Below are 17585 nucleotides of genomic sequence, written 5' to 3' on the forward strand. Positions count from 1 at the left end.
ACAATACCTCTCTCTAGCCAGGGAACGCTATCCGCGGCAGCAACATCACGATATCAGGAAAGACCGTGATGATGGCAACCGCAAGAACGAGCAAAAAGAAGAACGGTAGGGCCGCCTTGGCGACCGTGTTGGAATCCTTGCCGCTCATGGTCTGCAAGACGAACAGATTGAAGCCGACGGGAGGAGAGACTTCAGCCATTTCCACCACCAGCACCAGGAAAATACCGAACCAGACGAGATCGAAGCCGGCCTGCTTCACCATCGGAATGACGATGGCGGTAGTTAGCACGATCATGGAAATGCCGTCGAGTGCCGTGCCGAGCACGATGTACATGACGGTGAGCGCCGAGATCAGCGAATTGGGACTGAGTTGGAGGCTGTTCACCCAGTTCGCGAGCGCCAATGGGATGCCGGTGTAGGCCATCGACGTGCCCATGTAGGAGGCGCCCGCCAGGATCAGCAGGATCATGCAATTGACCCGCGTTGCGCCCATGACGCTCGCCCAGAACGCTGACCAGGTCAGCGCGCCTTGCCACCAGGCGATCGCGAGCGATCCCAGCACGCCCCAGGCTGCACATTCCGTCGCCGTCGCCCAGCCCATCAGCAACGATAGAAAGACGAAAACGATAAGCAGCAGACAGGGAATAAGATTGAGAGATTCTGCGATGCGCTTGCGAAGACTCATGGGCGGATCGGCCGGCGGCGTGCGCTTCGGATTGGCAAGTGACCAGGCCGCGATGTAGCCGGAATAAAGCGCCATCACCAGCAAGCCCGGCAGAAATCCAGCGAGGAAAATCTGAATGATGGAAACGTTCGCCTGGACGGCGTAGACCACCATGGTAATCGACGGCGGGATCAGAATGCCGAGCGTGCCCGCACCGGCCAGGGAGCCGAGGCTCAAGCCTTCGTCATAGCCGCGCTTCTTCAGTTCGGGCAGGGCGATCTTGGCAACCGTGGCGCAGGTCGCGGCTGACGATCCGGACACCGAACCGAACACGCCACAGGCGAGCACATTGACGTGCATGAGCCGGCCCGGCAGCCAGTTCAGCCAGGGCGCAAATCCGCGAAACATTTCCTCCGATAACCGCGTGCGGAAGAGAATCTCGCCCATCCAGATGAAGAGTGGCAAGGCTGCGAGCGACCACGAAGCGCTGTTGCCCCACACCGTTGTCGCAAGCACGCTGCCCGCCGGAATGCCGCCGGCGGCGAATTGCATGCCGGCCCATCCCGTCGCCATCAAGGCGACGGCGATCCAGACGCCGGCGCCAAGCAGCAGCGCAAGAAATCCCAGCAGAATCGCGGCGATGGAGAGAAGCTCCATGTCAGACCCCGCTCTGTATGGCGCGCTCGACGATTTCCTCGGCGCTCTCTGGTTTTGGCAATTCGTAGCGCGGCGCGAAGCCACGCAGGACATGGATCAGCTCATCCACAAAAGCGATGAAAAGAATCACGAGGCCGCCGCTGTAGCCGAGCTGCGGGATCCACAGCGGCACCGCGATGACGCCTTGCGAAATGTCGGAAAATTTCCACGACTGCCAGGTCATGATCGCGGCATGCCAGGCGAAAAAGCCGATGAAGCCGGTGCCGACGAGGAGCGCAGCGATCTCCACATAATGGCGGACGTTGTCGTTGAGACGGTCGATCAAAAGACCGACGCGGATCATCTCGCCGTGCTTGAACGTATGCGCGAGCCCGAGGAAAGCTGTTGCCGCCATGCACCAGGAGATGAAATCGTCGCCCGCCGGAATATTGATGCCGAGAGGCCGGCCGGCCGAAAGCAACATCATCAGCACAAAAATCGCAATGAGGAAAACTCCGGCGAGATAGCCGGAGAAAAGGTAGACTCGATCGAGAAACCGGCGGATCATAGTGTGTTTTTCCCCCTCACACATTTCCCGGAAGCAATAGACGTACCACTTCCGGCAACGGTCGCCTTTCCGGAGAGGGCCTGTCGATCCTGGCCGTGCCGAAAACGGGCTACCTGAAATCAGTCCGGTAGAAGGGACAGGTTTTGCTCGGGACCGTCAAGGCAAGGGGAGGAAAATCCTGCAACTCCCGCGTCAGGCCTGTCGCGAGCCGACGGTTGATTCAATTGCGACCGCCCGCCGCCGGATCGGTGACGCCCGGACCGTCGCCGAGGCGGCGGCCAGTTCATTTGAACGCGTGCGCGCTGACAATCCCAGCGAGCAGCATGAGAGCGATGGCGCTCGCCCGGTAACCAATACTGGGAGGGATCACTCCACGTAAGCCGCGCCTCAGCCAAGCGCCGGTAGCGATCCAAGCGCTACCGATCGCAAATATCTGAACGGCCAGCGCGGCAAGCCACGGACAAAGCGGCAGAAGGTCGATCCCCTGCGGGAGAAGCGTAAACGCAAAGATGATCCCTTTGGGATTTAGGAGTGTGGTCACGAAGACTCGCGAAATCGTAACGGGGCTGGACCCGCTAATCTCGGCCGCTCCGTGTAGCCAAAGCTTGGCCGAAAGATAGAGCAGGTACAACACCACGGCTATGCGCAGGAGAATTTCGAACGCCGGGATCGCGGCGACAACCGGCCCGACCAAGACCCGAAGCAGCGTTATCGCAGCCATGTAGCCGCATAGCTCGGCGGCAAGCAGGGGGATTGACCGGTGAACGCCGATGGCGGCACCGGATGTGGCAAGCAGGGTGTTTGTCGGCCCTGGTGTTGCAAGGAGCGCTACGCTGGCAGCGACGAATGCTGTGGGTTCCATCGATAAATAATGGAAGCGCTAGATGTGGAGCCTCAAGAGGTTGTCCTCGGTCAGGCCGAGTCTACTGATTGGTGTTTTTGATTTTAGTCCGCCGTGGGGGCGGTGCCAATTGTATCGGTGGAGCCAGCGGGGGAGTTCGTCGGCGCGGCGCTCGGATGTGGGATAGGCTTGGGCGTAGGCCCATTCCCTGAGCGCAGTCTGAATGAAGCGCTCGGCCTTGCCATTGGTTTTGGGTGTGTAGGGCTTGGTGCGGACGTGTTTGAGGCCCAGGCCTGTGCAAGCATCGCGGAAGTCGAAGGCCTTATAGCAACTGCCGTTGTCGGTCATGACGCGGGTGACGGTGACGCCGAGGCTTTTATAGTAGGCGACGGCGGCACTTAGAAAGGCGACAGCGCTAACGGCCTTCTCATCGGGCAGGATCTGAGAGAAGGCAACGCGCGAATTATCGTCGATGCAAACATGGACATACTCCCAGCCGACGCCGCGGCTGTTGCTCTGACCGGTCCGATCCCCCGTGATGCGATGGCCGACCTTGTCGAAGCGGCCGAGCTTCTTGATATCGATGTGGATCATGTCGCCGGGATGCTCTCGCTCGTAGCGACGCACCGGTTCGGCCGGTTCCAGATCGCGCATCCGGTTCAGTCCCAGACGCCGCAAGATGCGGCTGACGGTCGCCGCCGATACACCGGCCTCGGCGGCGATCTGCTTGCCGGTGTAGCGCTGCCGACGCAAAGCCTCGACCACCGCGCAAGTGGCTGGCGCTGTTTGGCTCGGCAATGAAAGCGGCCTTGAGGAGCGATCCCGCAAACCATCGACGCCGTCCACGCGGAAGCGTTCGACCCATTTGGCGACAGTCTTCGACGTGGTGTTGAACTGGCGTGCGGCGGCGGCCTTGGATAACCCCCCGTCCACTACACATCGCACCATGGCCTCTCGACCTTTGGGCGTCAGGGAGGCATTCTTGTGGGTGTCCATTCGGTTCTCCGCGAATCGCTGGTGGTTTGGCGACTTCAGAGTTCCCGGTCAGGGCCGAATGGACAACCTCCTGAAAGACCACAGCTAGAGCGCGACAGCATTGATCTGAATCAGGGTCGAAAGCACCACCGGTGCGCAATCACTCCGTCACGCCGATATTGCCTTCGCGCCGAAGCGCCGCAGTACTACCCGCCGGCCGAGCGGCGCGTCTGATCATGGCGCGCAGCGCAGAATTTCGTCCACAATGGCGCGGTCCCGCATGATCGTGCGCAGATCGACATCGCGCGCCAGCGTGACATAGTCGCCAGTCTCAGCCGTTCGCAGGTATGTGGTGAAATAGACGGGACCGTGGGACAGTTCTCCTGCCTGGCAGGCCTGCGGCTGTACCGAGATCGAAATCGAGCCGCCCTGGCCGCTGTTTTTTTTCGCGATCAGTTCAGCACGAAACGTGGCGAGGCGGGTGAGGTCGGTCTCGTCGATGCGGTAGGCAAAGACGTGGACGTTGCTGCCGGCTTCGCGCGTCAGCTCGGGCGGCGCGGGAATTTCCCGCAACACAAAATCGCGCGCCTCCTCCGGCGCGCGTCCGACCCGCACGGCGATGCGGAGCAACACGCCATTCGGCCTCGGCCGCAAGCCCCGCGGCAATTTGATCGCGGCACGCAGTTGCGCAGGATCCGAGGTCTCGAAATCGACCCGCGCGAGCTTCACCATTGACGTCACCGGCATATGGCCGCAGCCGGCGAGTACGATCGTGACGCAGGCGCGCAGGAAAACGTGCAGCAGGAGTTTGGGAGGCATGCGGAATCAACCATCTTGACGATAATAACTTATCGTATTACGATAATTTTATCTCGCGTCAATAGCAGGATACGACCATGACCGCTTTCGCCCATTCGGACCGCTTGCGTCGCTTCTCCAACGCCATGGTGATCGTCACCACACTCGGTATCGTGCTGATCGCGGTTGCGATGTGCCTGGTGTTTCTCGTGCCGGAATGGACGCGCAATCTGCTGCTGGCGCGGCTGGGCGCGGCCGGCCGCGACCTCGCACTGACGCCGGGACGCCTTGCCGCCGGCGCCGCCATATCAGCCATTCCCGTCGGCGTGATGCTGTTCGGGCTATGGCAGGTGCGGGCGCTGTTTGCGGATTTCGCTGCCGGTCGCGTGTTCACGCTGAGCAGCGCACGGCGGCTGCGCGATTTCGCTGCATGCGTGCTGGCGCAGGCGATCCTCGGTCCGATCTCCTCGACCGCACTGTTGCTTGCGTTCACGCTCAGCAATCCGCCGGGCAGCCGCCAACTCGGGATTTCGCTATCGGTGAACGACTATCTTGCCTTGATCGTCGGTGGCGTGCTGCTCGCGGTCGCCTGGGTCATGGTAGAGGCGACACGGATCGCCGACGAACACGCCTCCTTCGTGTGAGCCGCGCCATGCCGATCGTCGTCAATCTCGACGTCATGCTGGCGCGGCGCAAGATGCGCTCCAAGGAACTTGCCGAGCGCATCGGCATTACCGAACAGAACGTCTCGCTGTTGAAATCCGGTAAGGTGAAAGGCGTGCGCTTCGACACGCTGGCGCTGATCTGCGAGACGCTCGACTGCCAGCCCGGCGACATCCTCGAATATCGCGACGAGGTGGCCGGCACCGCCGTGCCGCTGCGGGCGAGGGCGTAGCCCAAGTCCGTCATTCCGGGGCGATGCGCAGCATCGAACCCGGAATCTCGAGATTCCGGGTCTGGTCCTTCGGACCATCCCGGAATGACGGCGGCTTCAGGCCGAAATTGCCTTCGCCGAGTCCACCTGGTTGCGCAGCAGGAATTTCTGGATCTTGCCGGTGGACGTCTTGGGTATCGGCCCGAACACCACGGCCTTCGGCGTCTTGAAGCCGGACATGTGACTGCGACAGAACGCGATGATCTCGGCTTCGGTCGCGCGCGCGTTCTCTTTCAGTTCGACGAACGCGCAGGGCACTTCGCCCCATTTTGAATCCGGCTTCGCCACCACGGCGGCGAACAGCACGGCGGGGTGCTTGTAGAGAATGTCCTCGACCTCGACGGAAGAGATGTTTTCGCCGCCGGAGATGATGATGTCCTTGGAGCGATCCTTGATGATGACATAGCCGTGCTCGTCGAGCACGCCGAGGTCGCCGGTGTGGAACCAGCCGCCGGCGAAGGCTTCCTGGGTGGCCTTCTCGTTCTTCAGATAGCCCTTCATCACGATATTGCCGCGGAACATCACTTCGCCGATGGTCTCGCCATCGCACGGGACAGACTGCATGGTCTCGGGATCGAGCACGGTGACGGCTTCCTGCAGCGGGTAGGGCACGCCCTGCCGCCGCTTCAACTGCGCACGCTGATCGGCGGGCAGGTCGTCCCAGCCCGGCTGCTCCGCGCACACCGACGCCGGGCCATAGACTTCGGTCAGGCCATAGACGTGCGTCAGCTTGATGCCGATGCCTTCGGCTCCTTCCAGCACCGCGACCGGGGGCGCTGCGCCCGCGATCAGTCCGACCACGGGACGCGCCTTGCCGCCCTTCGGCGCATCCGGTGCGTTGATCAGGGTGTTGTAGACGATCGGCGCGCCGCACATGTGGCTGACGCCGTGCTTCGGGATCAGATCGAAGATCTTGCTCGGATCGACCTTGCGCAGGCAGACATTGACGCCGGCGGACGCCGCCACCGTCCAGGGAAAACACCAGCCGTTGCAGTGGAACATCGGCAGGGTCCAGAGATAGACCGGGTGCTGGCCAAGATTGCCGGCAAGGATGTTGCTGACGGCGTTGAGATAGGCGCCGCGGTGATGGGTCACGACGCCCTTGGGATTGCCGGTAGTGCCCGAGGTGTAGCTGAGCGCGATGGCGTCCCACTCATCTTCCGGCAGTCGCGCGGCGAAGTTTTCATCGCCCTGCGCCACCGCAGCCTCGTATTCCAGTTCGCCGATCCGTCTTCCGCCGGCAAAAGCCGCATCGTCGACGTCGATGACGAAGGGTTTTGGGCCTTTCATCAGGGTGAGCGCCTCGCCGATCACGCCGGCAAATTCCGGGTCGACCAGGATGATCTTGGCGCTGCCATGATCGAGCTGGAAGGCGATGGAGGGCGCGTCGAGCCGGATGTTGAGTGCATTCAGCACCGCGCCGGCCATCGGCACGGCAAAATGCAGCTCATTCATCGCGGGGATGTTCGGCAGCATCGCAGCCACCGTATCGCCGCGGCCGATGCCCCGGCCGGCAAGGTAGGACGCGAAGCGGCGGCAGCGCGCATAGGTCTGCGACCAGGTGAAGCTGCGGCCCTCATAGACGGTGCTGAGGTGATCGGGATAGACCGCCGCGGTGCGCGCCAGGAAGCTCAACGGCGTCAGCGCCACGTAGTTGGCGGGCGTCTTGTCCAGACCGATGCCATACTGGCCTTCGCTGCTCATCTTTCCTTGCCTCCCGTCATTTCGTTGCACGCAGCTTATTGCAGGAGCCGCGCTTCGTCAGAAGTGTATTTTCCAGATCAACGCCGCTGACGGCTTGGTCTGCTGAGGGATGGTAGCGCGGCTCGCATTATCTCAAAACGAGAGAAATTTCCTCTAATTCTTTGGAACACCAAGGGTATTTTATATTCCATAATATACCTTATGCGAATCTGACTATTGATGGCGGGCCCGGCCTTCTCCTGTTCCAGCGATCATCGCTCATGATCGGCGCCCGCGGCATAGTTGTCGACATAGCTGCACAATCGCTGCATGTCGGCGGCCTCGACTCCACTCATGGCGATCATCTTCCGGCAATCGTCGGCGAGATCGCGCATGTCCTCGGGAGCAGCCGTTGCGTGGCCATCGATGGCGAACTCGGCCAGCTTCGACGAGAAGAACTTTTTCAACGAATGAAGCAGAATGGGTTCTGGCAGCAAGGAGACCAGCAACCGCAGCTTCATTGGCAAGGGATTGAGCCCGAGCGCCCGGAGGCAGCGAAAACCTTCCCTGACGCCGCGACGCAGCAGAGCCAGCCCCTCACGGTCCGTAGCCAACTTCGCCGACACGCCGCCATTCCTGTAGAGAGCGCCACAGATCGCGGCGATGAGGAAGGCGTGGGTCTTCAGCCATGCATCCATGTCGGGCACGATGGAGGTACCAAAGCCCGCGCCGTCAAATAGCTTTGCCAGGGAACGAGCCTTGCCGTCGCCCTGCCCGGCGACGGGCCCGAATGTCGTCGGCTGCTGGCGAACGGCACTGTAGCGGACAGTTGTCCCGGCACGGACACCGCCGGCGCCTGGGAAACCGAACAGGGCGCGCTCGCTTCCGAAGCGCTCGACGAGTTCGTTGACGCGCAATGGGCAGTTCAGCAGGAACAGGATGTCGGGTGTGCCGCCCACTCTTTCGATGATCGGCAGGACGTCGGCGAGCTGCCGATCGCGCACGGCAACCATGACGAGATCGTACCTTTCATCTGCGGCGGGAGTCTCGACCGCTCCGACTTGAACATGGCTGTGCCGTCCCGTGGTGACGTCCTCGAGTCTCAAACCGTCCGAGGCGATCTCGGTCAATCGACGACCGCGCGCGAGCATCGTCACATCGTGGCCCGCCTCGGCGAGCCTCCCGCCATAGATCGTGCCGATGATGCCGGCCCCGACGAGCAGGATTTTCATGAGAATCCCTTTCCGCGTCAGCTTGAAGTTCGCCTCCGGATGGAGGCCTCCAGCAATTAAAGCAATATCTAGTGCGTTAATCAGGGCTAGTAAAGCAATAAATGTTGCGTTAGCATGATCACATGTTCGCAGCCACATCAGCGGTCGATGACAAGTCACGCCGTACAGGGGGCCGCAGCGCGCGAGTTCGCACGGCGGTCCTGCAGGCGACGATGGACGAACTGGCCGAGAAGGGTCTCGCTGGCCTTTCCATCGGCGCTATCGCCGCGCGTTCCGGCGTCCACCCGACGTCCATCTATCGGCGCTGGCATACCGTCGAACATTTGGGAGTCGATGCCGCGCTGGCCGCCGCCGCCATGCACGTAGAGATCCCCGACACGGGTTCCCTGCGCGGCGATCTCTCGGTGTTTCTCGGGCAGCTCGAGGCCCATGTGCGCTCGCCACTCGGTCGGGCCCTACTCGCCATTTCCGGCGTGAGCGATGCGGCTGCGGAAGCGAGAAAAGTCTTCTGGCGTGAGCGTGTCGGGCTGGCGAAGGTCATGTTCGAGCGCGCCGCGGCGCGGGCGGAGATCGCTGAAGGCACCGACCCGGTTTCCGCTCTCGAATTCGCGATCGCTCCCATCTATCTGCGCGCAGTCATGCTTCGGCAGCCGGCGGACGATCGGGAAATCAGCCGTCAGACCGATTGGGTCATGCGTGCTTTCGCCGTCCCGACGCAAAGTCCGGAACACACGACGGCCACCTCCTCCACCAGGCCCCACTCATAGCCTCCGCGGCCGACGCGGAGCGCCAAGCAACAACCGTCTGCATCCGACGATACGTCAAATGACGATGATGCTGGTGCGCCGCTATTACGCGGATTTCGGTCCACCCCTCGCCGCCGAAAAGCTCGCCGAGCAGCACGATTGCCGGGTTTCACGCGAGACGTTGCGCAAAGGCGAAGGTGTGCGCATGATCTCAAGTTGGAATCCTGAGAACTCCCGCGTCAGCCTCGCCTCGCCGCGGCTGCCGCCAGCGCCGAGGCGCCGACCATGCTGAAGCTCGAGAACGCGCCTATGAGCGATATCATCGATGCTTTGGCCGGTGAGCGGGTCACCGCGACCGCGCTGACCAAAGGCTATCTCGCGCGCATTGAGGCCTACGACCGCGATGGGCCGATGCTCAACTCCATACGCGAGCTCAATCCCGACGCGCTCACGATCGCGGGCAAGCTCGACGACACCAAGCCATCGATCAAACGGCCGCTGGCTGGCATACCGGTGCTGGTGAAGGACAACATCGCGACTGGTGACAAACAGCCCACCACGGCAGGCTCGCTGGCGCTGGAGGGCGCGCGCGCCAAGGATGACGCCACCGTCGTCAAGCTGCTGCGCGAAGCCGGCGCGGTGATCCTGGGCAAGGCGAACCTGACGGAGTTCGCCAACATGCTCGCGATTGGCATGCCCTCGGGCTACTCATCGCTTGGCGGTCAGGTCAAGAGCCCCTACGCGCCGACGCTGATGGACGATCACGGCATCCCGGTCGTGCAGCCAGGCGGATCGAGCTCGGGCTCCGCGGTCGCGGTGGCGGCCGGTCTGTGTGCGGCCTCGATCGGCACCGAGACCTCGGGCTCGTTGCTGTCCCCCGCCAGCCAGAATGGCCTCGTCACCGTCAAGCCGACGGTCGGACTGATCAGCCGTGCCGGCATCGTGCCGATCTCGCACAACCAGGACACCGCAGGCCCGATGACCCGAACGGTGCGCGACGCGGCGATGCTCATGAACGTGCTGGCCGCCAAGGACCCGCTCGATCCGGCGACGCAACGGCAGCGGCGGCCGGCCGATTACACCGCCGACCTCGCGCACGATGCGATGAAGGGCGCACGCATCGGCGTGCCGAGCGACCCCGCCGACCCGCTGAACGATTGCTACTACGGCAAGCTGCTACCCAACAGGGCCAAGGTGATGACTGAGGCGATCAAGGTGCTGGAGGACCTGGGCGCCATCGTCGTGCGTGCCAGCATGCCGACGGCCGGCTGGATTGGCGGCCCCGGCACGACCATGGCTGTGCTCAACCGCAATCCGCTGAGCGGCAACAAGGGCAATCCGGCGATGCAGTGGATCGTTTTCCTCTACGAACTGAAGCACGACCTCAACCTCTACCTGAAGGATTGGGCGACCGACACCGGAATCAAGACCATCGCCGACGTCGTGGCCTTCAACGAGGCGAACGCCGGCAGGGCGCTACGTTTCGGCCAGGACCTGTTCCTCGCCGCCAACGACACCAAAGGCGACTTGAGTGAGCGCGAGTACAAGTCGGCGCGTGCCATGGACCTGCTCGCCGCCAAGACACGCGGCATGGACGCCTACATGAACCAGCACAAGCTCGACGCCGTGCTGTTCGCCGGCGCTTTGGGCGCCGCGATCGCCGCCAAGGCGGGCTATCCCAGCGTCATGGTACCCGGAGGATTCATCTCGGGGACGACCGACGGCAAGGACACGCCCGACTATCCGCTGGGCATCACCTTCGCGGGTCGCGCCTGGAGCGAGCACAAGCTGCTGCGTCTGGCCTACGCCTTCGAACAGGCTTCCCACATGCGCAAGCCGCCGCCCGACCTGCTCTCCTAATAGGACTTTGCGCCCTCGGTGCCATTTCTGTCTTGCGCCGACGCCGATATTGCGCAGCACGAGTGCTGCGAGCCGGGCTCCACTCTACTTTGCATGGGGTTGTTTTCGCGATTTTTGTCCAGGCCCTCCCTCCGGTGCACTCCCGAAGGGGCGCTATGCCGGGTCCGGCACACGAGATCGTTGGTGTCTCTACCGCCCCCTGAACCGCGGCTTGCGTCGGGCGAGAAACGCTTCCACGCCCTCCTTGTGATCCTCGGTCAGGCTGGCCAGCGCGAACTGGTCGACGTCCATGTGGCTGGCGAGGTCGTCGAGCGCATGCGCCAGGCGATTGACCGTCAGCTTGGTCATGGCGACCGACAGCGGCGGCTGTGCCGCGACCTTGGCGGCGAGCGCCATGGCAGCGTCGAAGGACTTGCCGGGATCGGCCACCTCCTCCACCAGGCCCCACTCATAGGCCTCCGCCGCCGAGATGCGCTGGTCGGCCAGAATCACCGCCTGCTTGGTGCGGGCCGGTCCGATCAGGTGCAGCATGCGCGGCACGCTCTGCCAGCTCATGTTCATGCCGAGGCCGATCTCGGGCACCCGCATGTGGCCGTCGCTGGCCATGACACGAAAATCCAGCGCCACCGCCAGCGCGACGCCGCCGCCGACGCAAAAGCCTTCGATGGCGCCGATCGTGATCTGCTCCATCTCCTGCCAGGCGCGGGTCAGCCGTGGCCCGAGCTTCAAGTGCCGGCGCAGCGCGCCGAGATCCATGGCCTGGCGCGCGCGGCCTTCAGGGTCCTTCAGGTCGAAGCCGGCGCTGAAGGCCTTGGTCCCGCCGGTCAGCACCACGACCGAGGTTTCCCCGTCGTCCTCGAAACTGCGCGCGGCGTCGGTGAGCTGGCGCAGCGCTTCCGGCGACAGCGCGTTGATGCCGTCGCCGCGGTCGAAACGCACCACAGCGATGCGTCCGTCGGGCCCGAGGCCCTTTTCGATACTCACGAAATCCACCAACTCGACGCCTCCCTGCCCGCTATTTCCTGCAACGATGGCTCACAAAGGTCCGGAACGTTCACGCGCGGGTCTGCCCTCCGGTACAGGAAAACGGATCGTGGTGCCAATGGTGATCCAGTTGGCGCTTTCGCCTGAAATGTTGTGGCCGTAGATGACGTCGAGCGAGAAGATCTCGTTCGGCCGGTAGCGGATTCCGGTTTGAAACCGGGGTCGGATGACGCTCGAGGTATCCGATGCCCCGGCTTGGCCGAACGCCTCGATCGTCCACTGCAGGGTGTCGGTGAATTTCCAATCGAACCCCAGGCCATAGGTCAGGTAGTGCCGGTCGAGGCTGCGATCCCATAGCCAGCCGCCATTGAGGTTGACCCGCATCGCTTCGGACAGCCGGAACGTCGCCGGCACCACCGCGAATGCGGTGAGGTTTTCCCCGGTCATCGCGTCGAACGAGCCGCCTGCATAGAAGGAATAGCCCAGTCTCCCGATACCTGTCGGCGCGATGTTGGTCTTGGCCTTCGGCGCCAGCGTCGTGCTCCACTCGCCATCGCTGCGCGAGCGGATGTTCTGCATGCTGAATTCCACCGGCCTGAAGACATTCACCACGCAGGAGGGATTGGCCACGGCGGAAAAATCGGTGTTGGTGGCCGTGGATAACCAGCTCTCGACCTTGCAGGAGCCGGTTTCGGCAATGTCGGCGGCATCGACTGCGTAGGCGCCGTTGGCCGCCCGGGCGCCATCCGATGGCAGCAGCGCCGCGATCACCGCCAGGCCCGTGAAGGCTATGCGTCCTGCCCCTTGCCCCATGAGCGAACGCTAGCAGAGACCATCGGCCTCGACATACCCATAATCTTGCGTATCTTCCCGGTATGACCAGCCATGACCACGACCACCATCATCACGATCACGACCATTCGGAATTGTCCGAGACCCAACTGCGGGTACGCGCGCTCGAGACCATCCTGACCGAAAAGGGCTATCTCGATCCGGCCGCGCTCGATCTCTTGATCGAGACCTACGAGACCAAGGTCGGGCCGCGTAACGGCGCCCACGTGGTAGCGCGGGCCTGGTCCGATCCGGCCTTTCGCGCCCGCCTGCTCGAAGACGCCACGCCGGCGATAGGCGAGCTCGGCTATGCCGGACGCCAGGGCGAGCACCTCGTGGCGGTCGAAAACACCCCGCGCCTTCATAACATGGTCGTGTGCACGCTGTGCTCCTGCTATCCATGGCCGGTGCTCGGGCTGCCGCCGGTCTGGTACAAATCCGCGCCCTATCGCTCGAAGGCGGTGAAGGACCCGCGCGGCGTGCTGGCGGATTTCGGATTCGAATTGCCCGCGGGCACCGATATCCGGGTCTGGGATTCGACCGCGGAAATCCGCTATCTGGTGCTGCCGATGCGTCCCGCCGGCACCGAGGGCTGGAGCGAGGAACGGCTGGCGGACCTCGTCACCCGCGACAGCATGATCGGCACCGGTTTGCCGAAACAGCCGCACGAGGTCGCCTGATGGATGGCGCGCACGATATGGGCGGCGTCGCATGGTCCGGTCCAGTGCGACCGGAGCCGAACGAGCCGGTGTTTCACGCCGAATGGGAGCGGCGCGCTTTCGCGATCACGCTGGCGATGGCGATGCCCGGCGGCTGGAACATCGACATGTCGCGCTTTGCCCGCGAGAACCGGCCGGCGGAAGACTATCTGGGCATGAGCTATTACCAGATCTGGCTCGCAGGCCTCGAACAGCTGATGCTGGAACGCGGACTGGTCGCGGCAGACGAGATCGAGGCCGGCAAGCCGCTGCACCCAGCCAAGCCGGTGGCGCGGACGCTGTCGCGCGACGCCGTCGCGGCCATGCTGCACCGGGGCGGGCCGACCGAGCGCGAAGCGAAGGGCCCTGCTCGCTTCGCCGTCGGCGATCGCGTCCGCACCAGGATGATCCATCCGCCGACGCATACGCGGCTGCCGCGTTATGTGCGCGGGCATATCGGCACCGTCGAGATGCTGCATGGCGTTCACGTATTTCCCGACAGCAACTCGCTCGGCCAGGAGAATCCGCAATGGCTCTACACCGTGACCTTCGACGGCCGTGAATTGTGGGGGCCTGACGGCGATGCCTCGGTGAAGACGTCGGTCGACGCCTGGGAATCCTATCTGGAGCCCGCCTGATGCCGCTCGATCCGCAAGCCGCGCAAAATGCGACCAGCGCCGTCCCCGGCATCCCCCGCGACGCCGATGGCCCGGTGTTTCGCGAACCCTGGGAGGCGCAGGCCTTCGCGATGGCTGTGGCGCTGCATGCCCGCGGCCTGTTCACTTGGCCCGAATGGGCGGCAACGCTCGCCGATGAAATCAAGCGCGCCCAGGCGGCCGGCGATGCCGATACCGGCGAGACCTACTACCGGCACTGGCTGGCGACGCTGGAACGACTGATCGCCGAAAAGGGGGTAACGACCTTCGAGACCCTGCATCGCTACCGCGACGCCTGGGACCACGCCGCCGACCGCACGCCGCATGGCTCGCCGATCGTATTGAAGCCGGAGGATTTTGCGAGCTAAGCGGTCCGCGCCGCATATTCGCGCCAGCCCCTGGCGCGCAGCGCGCAGGCCGGGCATTCGCCGCAGCCATAGCCCCAGTCGTGCCGCGCACCGCGTTCGCCGAGATAGCAGGTGTGGGAATGCTCGCGGATCAAATCGACCAGCCCCGCCCCGCCGAGATCATGCGCCAGCTTCCAGGTCTCGGCCTTGTCCAGCCACATCAGCGGCGTATGCAGTTCGAACCCCCTTGCCATGCCAAGGCTGAGGGCTTTCTGCAGCGCCTTGATGGTCTCGTCGCGGCAGTCCGGATAGCCGGAATAGTCGGTCTCGCACATGCCGCCGATGATGTGGGCGATGCCGCGCCGGTAGGCGAGCGCGGCGGCAAAGGTCAGGAACACCAGATTGCGACCGGGCACGAAGGTGTTGGGCAGGCCGTCCTCGCCCATCGCGATCGCAACATCGCGTGTCAGCGCGGTGTCGGAGATTTCAGCGAGCGTCGGAATGGCCAGCGTATGGCTCTCGCCGAGCTTGGCCGCCCAATCCGTGCGCAGCGACTTTATGCCGTCGAGCAGATGGGCGCGGCATTCGAGTTCGATGGCGTGGCGCTGCCCGTAATCAAAGCCGAGCATTTCGACGCGCGCAAAGCGTTGCAGCGCCCAGGCGAGACAGGTGGCGGAATCCTGTCCGCCGGAAAACAGCACCAGCGCGGTCTCGGATTGAAATTGGTCGCTCATGGGCTGCCCATAGCACTCATCGCCCCCCGGGCCAATCGGTGGAAAGTGCCGCCTGCCCGGCTCGTTTCGCTGGGATCGACGCTCCTCATGCGGCATAAAGCCTGATCCTCCCTCAGGCCTTCGGTAGCGCCATGACCCCCTCCCGCGATATTTCACGCCTGCTCGAGATCATGGCGGCGCTGCGCACGCCCGGCAGCGGCTGTCCATGGGACCTCGAGCAGGATTTTGCGACCATCGCGCCTTACACCATCGAGGAAGCCTATGAGGTGGCCGACGCCATTGCGCGCGGCGATCTCGACGATCTCAGGGACGAACTCGGCGATCTCCTGCTGCAGGTGGTCTATCATGCCCGGATGGCCGAGGAGCAGGATGCGTTCGCGTTCGGCGACGTAGTCGAGGCGATCACCCGCAAGATGATCCGGCGGCATCCCCACGTCTTCGCCGACAGTGACGGCCGGCTAACGCCGCCGGGCGTCACGAGCGCCTGGGAACGTATCAAGGCCGAGGAACGCGCCGAACGCGCGGCGCGGCGGCCGGTCGGAGAAGTCTCGCACCAATCGCTGCTGTCCGGCGTCAAGGCGGGACTGCCGGCCTTGTCGCGCGCGATGGAATTGCAGCGCAAGGCGTCAAACGTTGGATTCGACTGGAACGATCCCCGCGAAGTCCTGCGCAAAATTCGCGAGGAAGCCGACGAGATCGAGGCCGCGCTCGATCGCGGCGACGCGCAGGAGCTCGCGGAAGAAACCGGCGATCTCCTGTTCGCGCTGGTCAACCTGGCGCGCCATGTCGGCGCCGATCCGGATCTGGCACTGCGCGGCACCAACGCCAAGTTCGAACGCCGCTTCGGCTATATCGAGCGCACGCTGGCGGCGCAGGGGCGAACACTCGAGGACGCCTCGCTCGCGGAGATGGACGCACTGTGGGACGAGGCGAAGAGCAAGGAATAGAGACTCATTTCTTTCCGTCGCCCTCTGCTCTTTCCGTCGCCCTCTGCGTTCGCACGGACGACGGCGCGCAAATCACATCTGATGCGGCACGGCATCGAAACGGTTGACGACGATGTCGCGCTTGGTCTCGTCGACGCGAACGGTCATGTCGTAGCGCCCGTCGTGAAGCTCCTTGTTGAGCACTTCGGAATTGCGGTGCAGCCAGCTGATGCCGGCGCCGTCCGCGGCGTCGATCGACAGATCCAGCGTCATCCGCGTCGCGGCCAGCCGATCCTCGATCGCGGCCAGCAGCGCATCGACCCCCTCGCCGGTTTCGGCCGAGACCAGGAAGCACGGCCGCTCCGGCGGGCGGCGGGCGGCGATATTTGTCAGGTTCTCGCGCATCTCGGGATCGAAGCGATCGATCTTGTTCCAGACCTCGAGAATGCGGCCGGCGTCGGGATCGATCCCGAGCTGGCGCAGCACGGTATCGACGTCGCGCTGCTGCGCTTCGGCGTCCTCATGTGAGATGTCGCGGACGTGGAGAATGACGTCGGCTTCCAGCACTTCCTCCAGCGTCGCCCGAAACGCCGCCACCAATTGGGTCGGCAAATTGGAGATGAAGCCAACGGTATCCGACAGCATCGCCTTGCCGCCATGCGGCAGGCTGAGCGCGCGCAGGGTCGGATCGAGCGTCGCAAACAGCATGTCGGCCGCCTGCACCTCGGCGCGGGTCAGGCGGTTGAACAGCGTCGACTTGCCGGCATTGGTGTAGCCGACCAGCGCCACCACGCGGTATGGCACCCGCTTGCGGCCCTCGCGATGCAGCCGGCGGGTCGCCTGGACCTTCTTCAGTTCATTCTCGAGCCGGGAAATGCGGTCGCCGATCAGGCGGCGGTCCGCTTCGATCTGCGTCTCGCCGGGCCCGCCCATGAAGCCGAAGCCGCCGCGCTGGCGTTCCAAATGGGTCCACGACCGTACCAGACGGCTGCGCTGATAGTTCAGATGCGCCAGCTCGACCTGCAGCGCGCCTTCTTTGGTCTTGGCGCGGCGGCCGAAGATTTCGAGAATCAGGCCGGTGCGGTCGAGCACCTTGGTGTTCCAGGCCTTCTCGAGATTGCGCTGCTGGATCGGCGACAGCGCGCAATCCATCACCACGAGTTCGATCTCGTGACCGGTGATGAGCCCGACGATCTCTTCGACCTTGCCCTTGCCGAGAAAGGTCGCGGGCCTGATCTGGCTGATCGGCGCGATCAGCGCATCCGCGATCGTGAGGTCGATGGCGCGCGCGAGTCCAACGGCCTCCTCCAGCCTCGCTTCGGAGCCGCGTATGACATGATCATCCGTCTGCGCCTCGGGGTCACCGCGGCGCATACGCAAATAAGGGCCGATGACGATCACCCGCCCCGAGTCTTTGCCCCCTGCCGACCGCGGACGGTCGGCGCCCCCTTCAGGATTTCGGGGTTCCAATC

At 63.8% G+C, this 17585-nt stretch carries 20 protein-coding genes; 9 read left to right on the forward strand and 11 right to left on the reverse strand.

The genetic code is table 11. The features are described 5' to 3' along the window. Window positions 1-13 precede the first annotated feature (13 nt). The 5 genes from KMZ29_RS14790 to KMZ29_RS14810 all read right to left on the reverse strand — a co-directional run bounded on the left by KMZ29_RS14790 (window position 14) and on the right by KMZ29_RS14810 (window position 4503). Complete coding sequence (locus KMZ29_RS14790; protein WP_215619956.1) at window positions 14-1321, reverse strand: TRAP transporter large permease; 1308 nt, start codon at window positions 1319-1321, stop codon at window positions 14-16. Between the two features lies 1 nt (window position 1322). Next, window positions 1323-1868, reverse strand: coding sequence for a TRAP transporter small permease (locus KMZ29_RS14795; RefSeq protein ID WP_215619957.1), 546 nt, complete (start codon window positions 1866-1868; stop codon window positions 1323-1325). Window positions 1869-2151: 283 nt separating this feature from the next. Beyond that, on the reverse strand, window positions 2152-2730 hold the full coding sequence (locus tag KMZ29_RS14800) for a LysE family translocator (RefSeq protein ID WP_215619958.1): 579 nt from the start codon (window positions 2728-2730) through the stop codon (window positions 2152-2154). An 18-nt stretch (window positions 2731-2748) separates the two neighbouring features. Continuing rightward, on the reverse strand, window positions 2749-3705 hold the full coding sequence (locus KMZ29_RS14805; protein ID WP_215619959.1) for an IS481 family transposase: 957 nt from the start codon (window positions 3703-3705) through the stop codon (window positions 2749-2751). Window positions 3706-3918: 213 nt separating this feature from the next. After that, complete coding sequence (locus KMZ29_RS14810) at window positions 3919-4503, reverse strand: hypothetical protein (RefSeq protein WP_215619960.1); 585 nt, start codon at window positions 4501-4503, stop codon at window positions 3919-3921. Window positions 4504-4580: 77 nt separating this feature from the next. On the opposite strand from KMZ29_RS14810, the gene KMZ29_RS14815 reads away from it, so the two are divergent. After that, on the forward strand, window positions 4581-5126 hold the full coding sequence (locus tag KMZ29_RS14815) for a DUF2975 domain-containing protein (protein WP_215619961.1): 546 nt from the start codon (window positions 4581-4583) through the stop codon (window positions 5124-5126). A gap of 8 nt (window positions 5127-5134) precedes the next feature. Further along, the gene (locus tag KMZ29_RS14820) at window positions 5135-5377 is read left to right on the forward strand and encodes a helix-turn-helix domain-containing protein (RefSeq protein WP_215619962.1); all 243 of its coding nucleotides are present in this window, start codon (window positions 5135-5137) and stop codon (window positions 5375-5377) included. A 96-nt stretch (window positions 5378-5473) separates the two neighbouring features. Here KMZ29_RS14820 and KMZ29_RS14825 read toward each other — a convergent pair whose 3' ends face one another. Both KMZ29_RS14825 and KMZ29_RS14830 read right to left on the reverse strand, forming a co-directional pair. Next, window positions 5474-7120, reverse strand: coding sequence for an acyl-CoA synthetase (locus KMZ29_RS14825; RefSeq protein WP_215619963.1), 1647 nt, complete (start codon window positions 7118-7120; stop codon window positions 5474-5476). 251 nt (window positions 7121-7371) lie between these two features. After that, complete coding sequence (locus tag KMZ29_RS14830; RefSeq protein ID WP_215619964.1) at window positions 7372-8331, reverse strand: ketopantoate reductase family protein; 960 nt, start codon at window positions 8329-8331, stop codon at window positions 7372-7374. Between the two features lie 212 nt (window positions 8332-8543). On the opposite strand from KMZ29_RS14830, the gene KMZ29_RS14835 reads away from it, so the two are divergent. From KMZ29_RS14835 to KMZ29_RS14845, 3 genes are read left to right on the forward strand one after another with little or no spacing between them, the layout of a single operon-like run. Then, a complete protein-coding gene (locus KMZ29_RS14835; protein WP_215624275.1) occupies window positions 8544-9098 on the forward strand; it encodes a TetR/AcrR family transcriptional regulator in 555 nt (184 codons plus the stop codon). A 58-nt stretch (window positions 9099-9156) separates the two neighbouring features. Continuing rightward, window positions 9157-9369 carry a hypothetical protein gene (locus KMZ29_RS27010; protein WP_215619965.1) on the forward strand — a complete coding sequence of 71 codons (213 nt, stop codon included), beginning with the start codon at window positions 9157-9159 and terminating at the stop codon, window positions 9367-9369. Next, a complete protein-coding gene (locus tag KMZ29_RS14845; protein WP_215619966.1) occupies window positions 9363-10937 on the forward strand; it encodes an amidase family protein in 1575 nt (524 codons plus the stop codon). Before KMZ29_RS27010 ends, KMZ29_RS14845 begins: the two co-directional genes overlap by 7 nt. 189 nt (window positions 10938-11126) lie before the next feature. On the opposite strand, the gene KMZ29_RS14850 is transcribed toward KMZ29_RS14845, so the two are convergent. Both KMZ29_RS14850 and KMZ29_RS14855 read right to left on the reverse strand, forming a co-directional pair. Beyond that, window positions 11127-11933: an enoyl-CoA hydratase/isomerase family protein gene (locus tag KMZ29_RS14850; protein ID WP_215619967.1), complete on the reverse strand. Its 807-nt coding sequence runs from the start codon at window positions 11931-11933 to the stop codon at window positions 11127-11129. 39 nt (window positions 11934-11972) lie between these two features. Continuing rightward, complete coding sequence (locus tag KMZ29_RS14855; protein WP_215619968.1) at window positions 11973-12734, reverse strand: PA4824 family protein; 762 nt, start codon at window positions 12732-12734, stop codon at window positions 11973-11975. A gap of 62 nt (window positions 12735-12796) precedes the next feature. On the opposite strand from KMZ29_RS14855, the gene nthA reads away from it, so the two are divergent. From nthA to KMZ29_RS14870, 3 genes are read left to right on the forward strand one after another with little or no spacing between them, the layout of a single operon-like run. Further along, complete coding sequence (gene nthA / locus KMZ29_RS14860; protein WP_215619969.1) at window positions 12797-13432, forward strand: nitrile hydratase subunit alpha; 636 nt, start codon at window positions 12797-12799, stop codon at window positions 13430-13432. Continuing rightward, window positions 13432-14088 (forward strand): nitrile hydratase subunit beta, encoded by a 657-nt coding sequence (gene nthB, locus KMZ29_RS14865; RefSeq protein WP_215619970.1) that lies wholly within the window; start codon window positions 13432-13434, stop codon window positions 14086-14088. The genes nthA and nthB overlap by 1 nt, the downstream gene beginning before the upstream one ends. Next, a complete protein-coding gene (locus tag KMZ29_RS14870; RefSeq protein ID WP_215619971.1) occupies window positions 14088-14474 on the forward strand; it encodes a nitrile hydratase accessory protein in 387 nt (128 codons plus the stop codon). The genes nthB and KMZ29_RS14870 overlap by 1 nt, the downstream gene beginning before the upstream one ends. On the opposite strand, the gene queC is transcribed toward KMZ29_RS14870, so the two are convergent. Then, window positions 14471-15187, reverse strand: coding sequence for a 7-cyano-7-deazaguanine synthase QueC (gene queC / locus KMZ29_RS14875; protein ID WP_215619972.1), 717 nt, complete (start codon window positions 15185-15187; stop codon window positions 14471-14473). The two genes, KMZ29_RS14870 and queC, sit on opposite strands and share 4 nt — an antisense overlap. A gap of 131 nt (window positions 15188-15318) precedes the next feature. Here queC and mazG point away from each other — a divergent pair, with 131 nt between their 5' ends. Next, the gene (gene mazG, locus KMZ29_RS14880; protein ID WP_215619973.1) at window positions 15319-16134 is read left to right on the forward strand and encodes a nucleoside triphosphate pyrophosphohydrolase; all 816 of its coding nucleotides are present in this window, start codon (window positions 15319-15321) and stop codon (window positions 16132-16134) included. A gap of 72 nt (window positions 16135-16206) precedes the next feature. On the opposite strand, the gene hflX is transcribed toward mazG, so the two are convergent. Next, the gene (gene hflX / locus KMZ29_RS14885) at window positions 16207-17583 is read right to left on the reverse strand and encodes a GTPase HflX (RefSeq protein ID WP_215619974.1); all 1377 of its coding nucleotides are present in this window, start codon (window positions 17581-17583) and stop codon (window positions 16207-16209) included. Window positions 17584-17585: the final 2 nt, after the last annotated feature.

Source organism: Bradyrhizobium sediminis (assembly GCF_018736085.1).
Taxonomy (GTDB): Bacteria; Pseudomonadota; Alphaproteobacteria; order Rhizobiales; family Xanthobacteraceae; genus Bradyrhizobium; species Bradyrhizobium sediminis.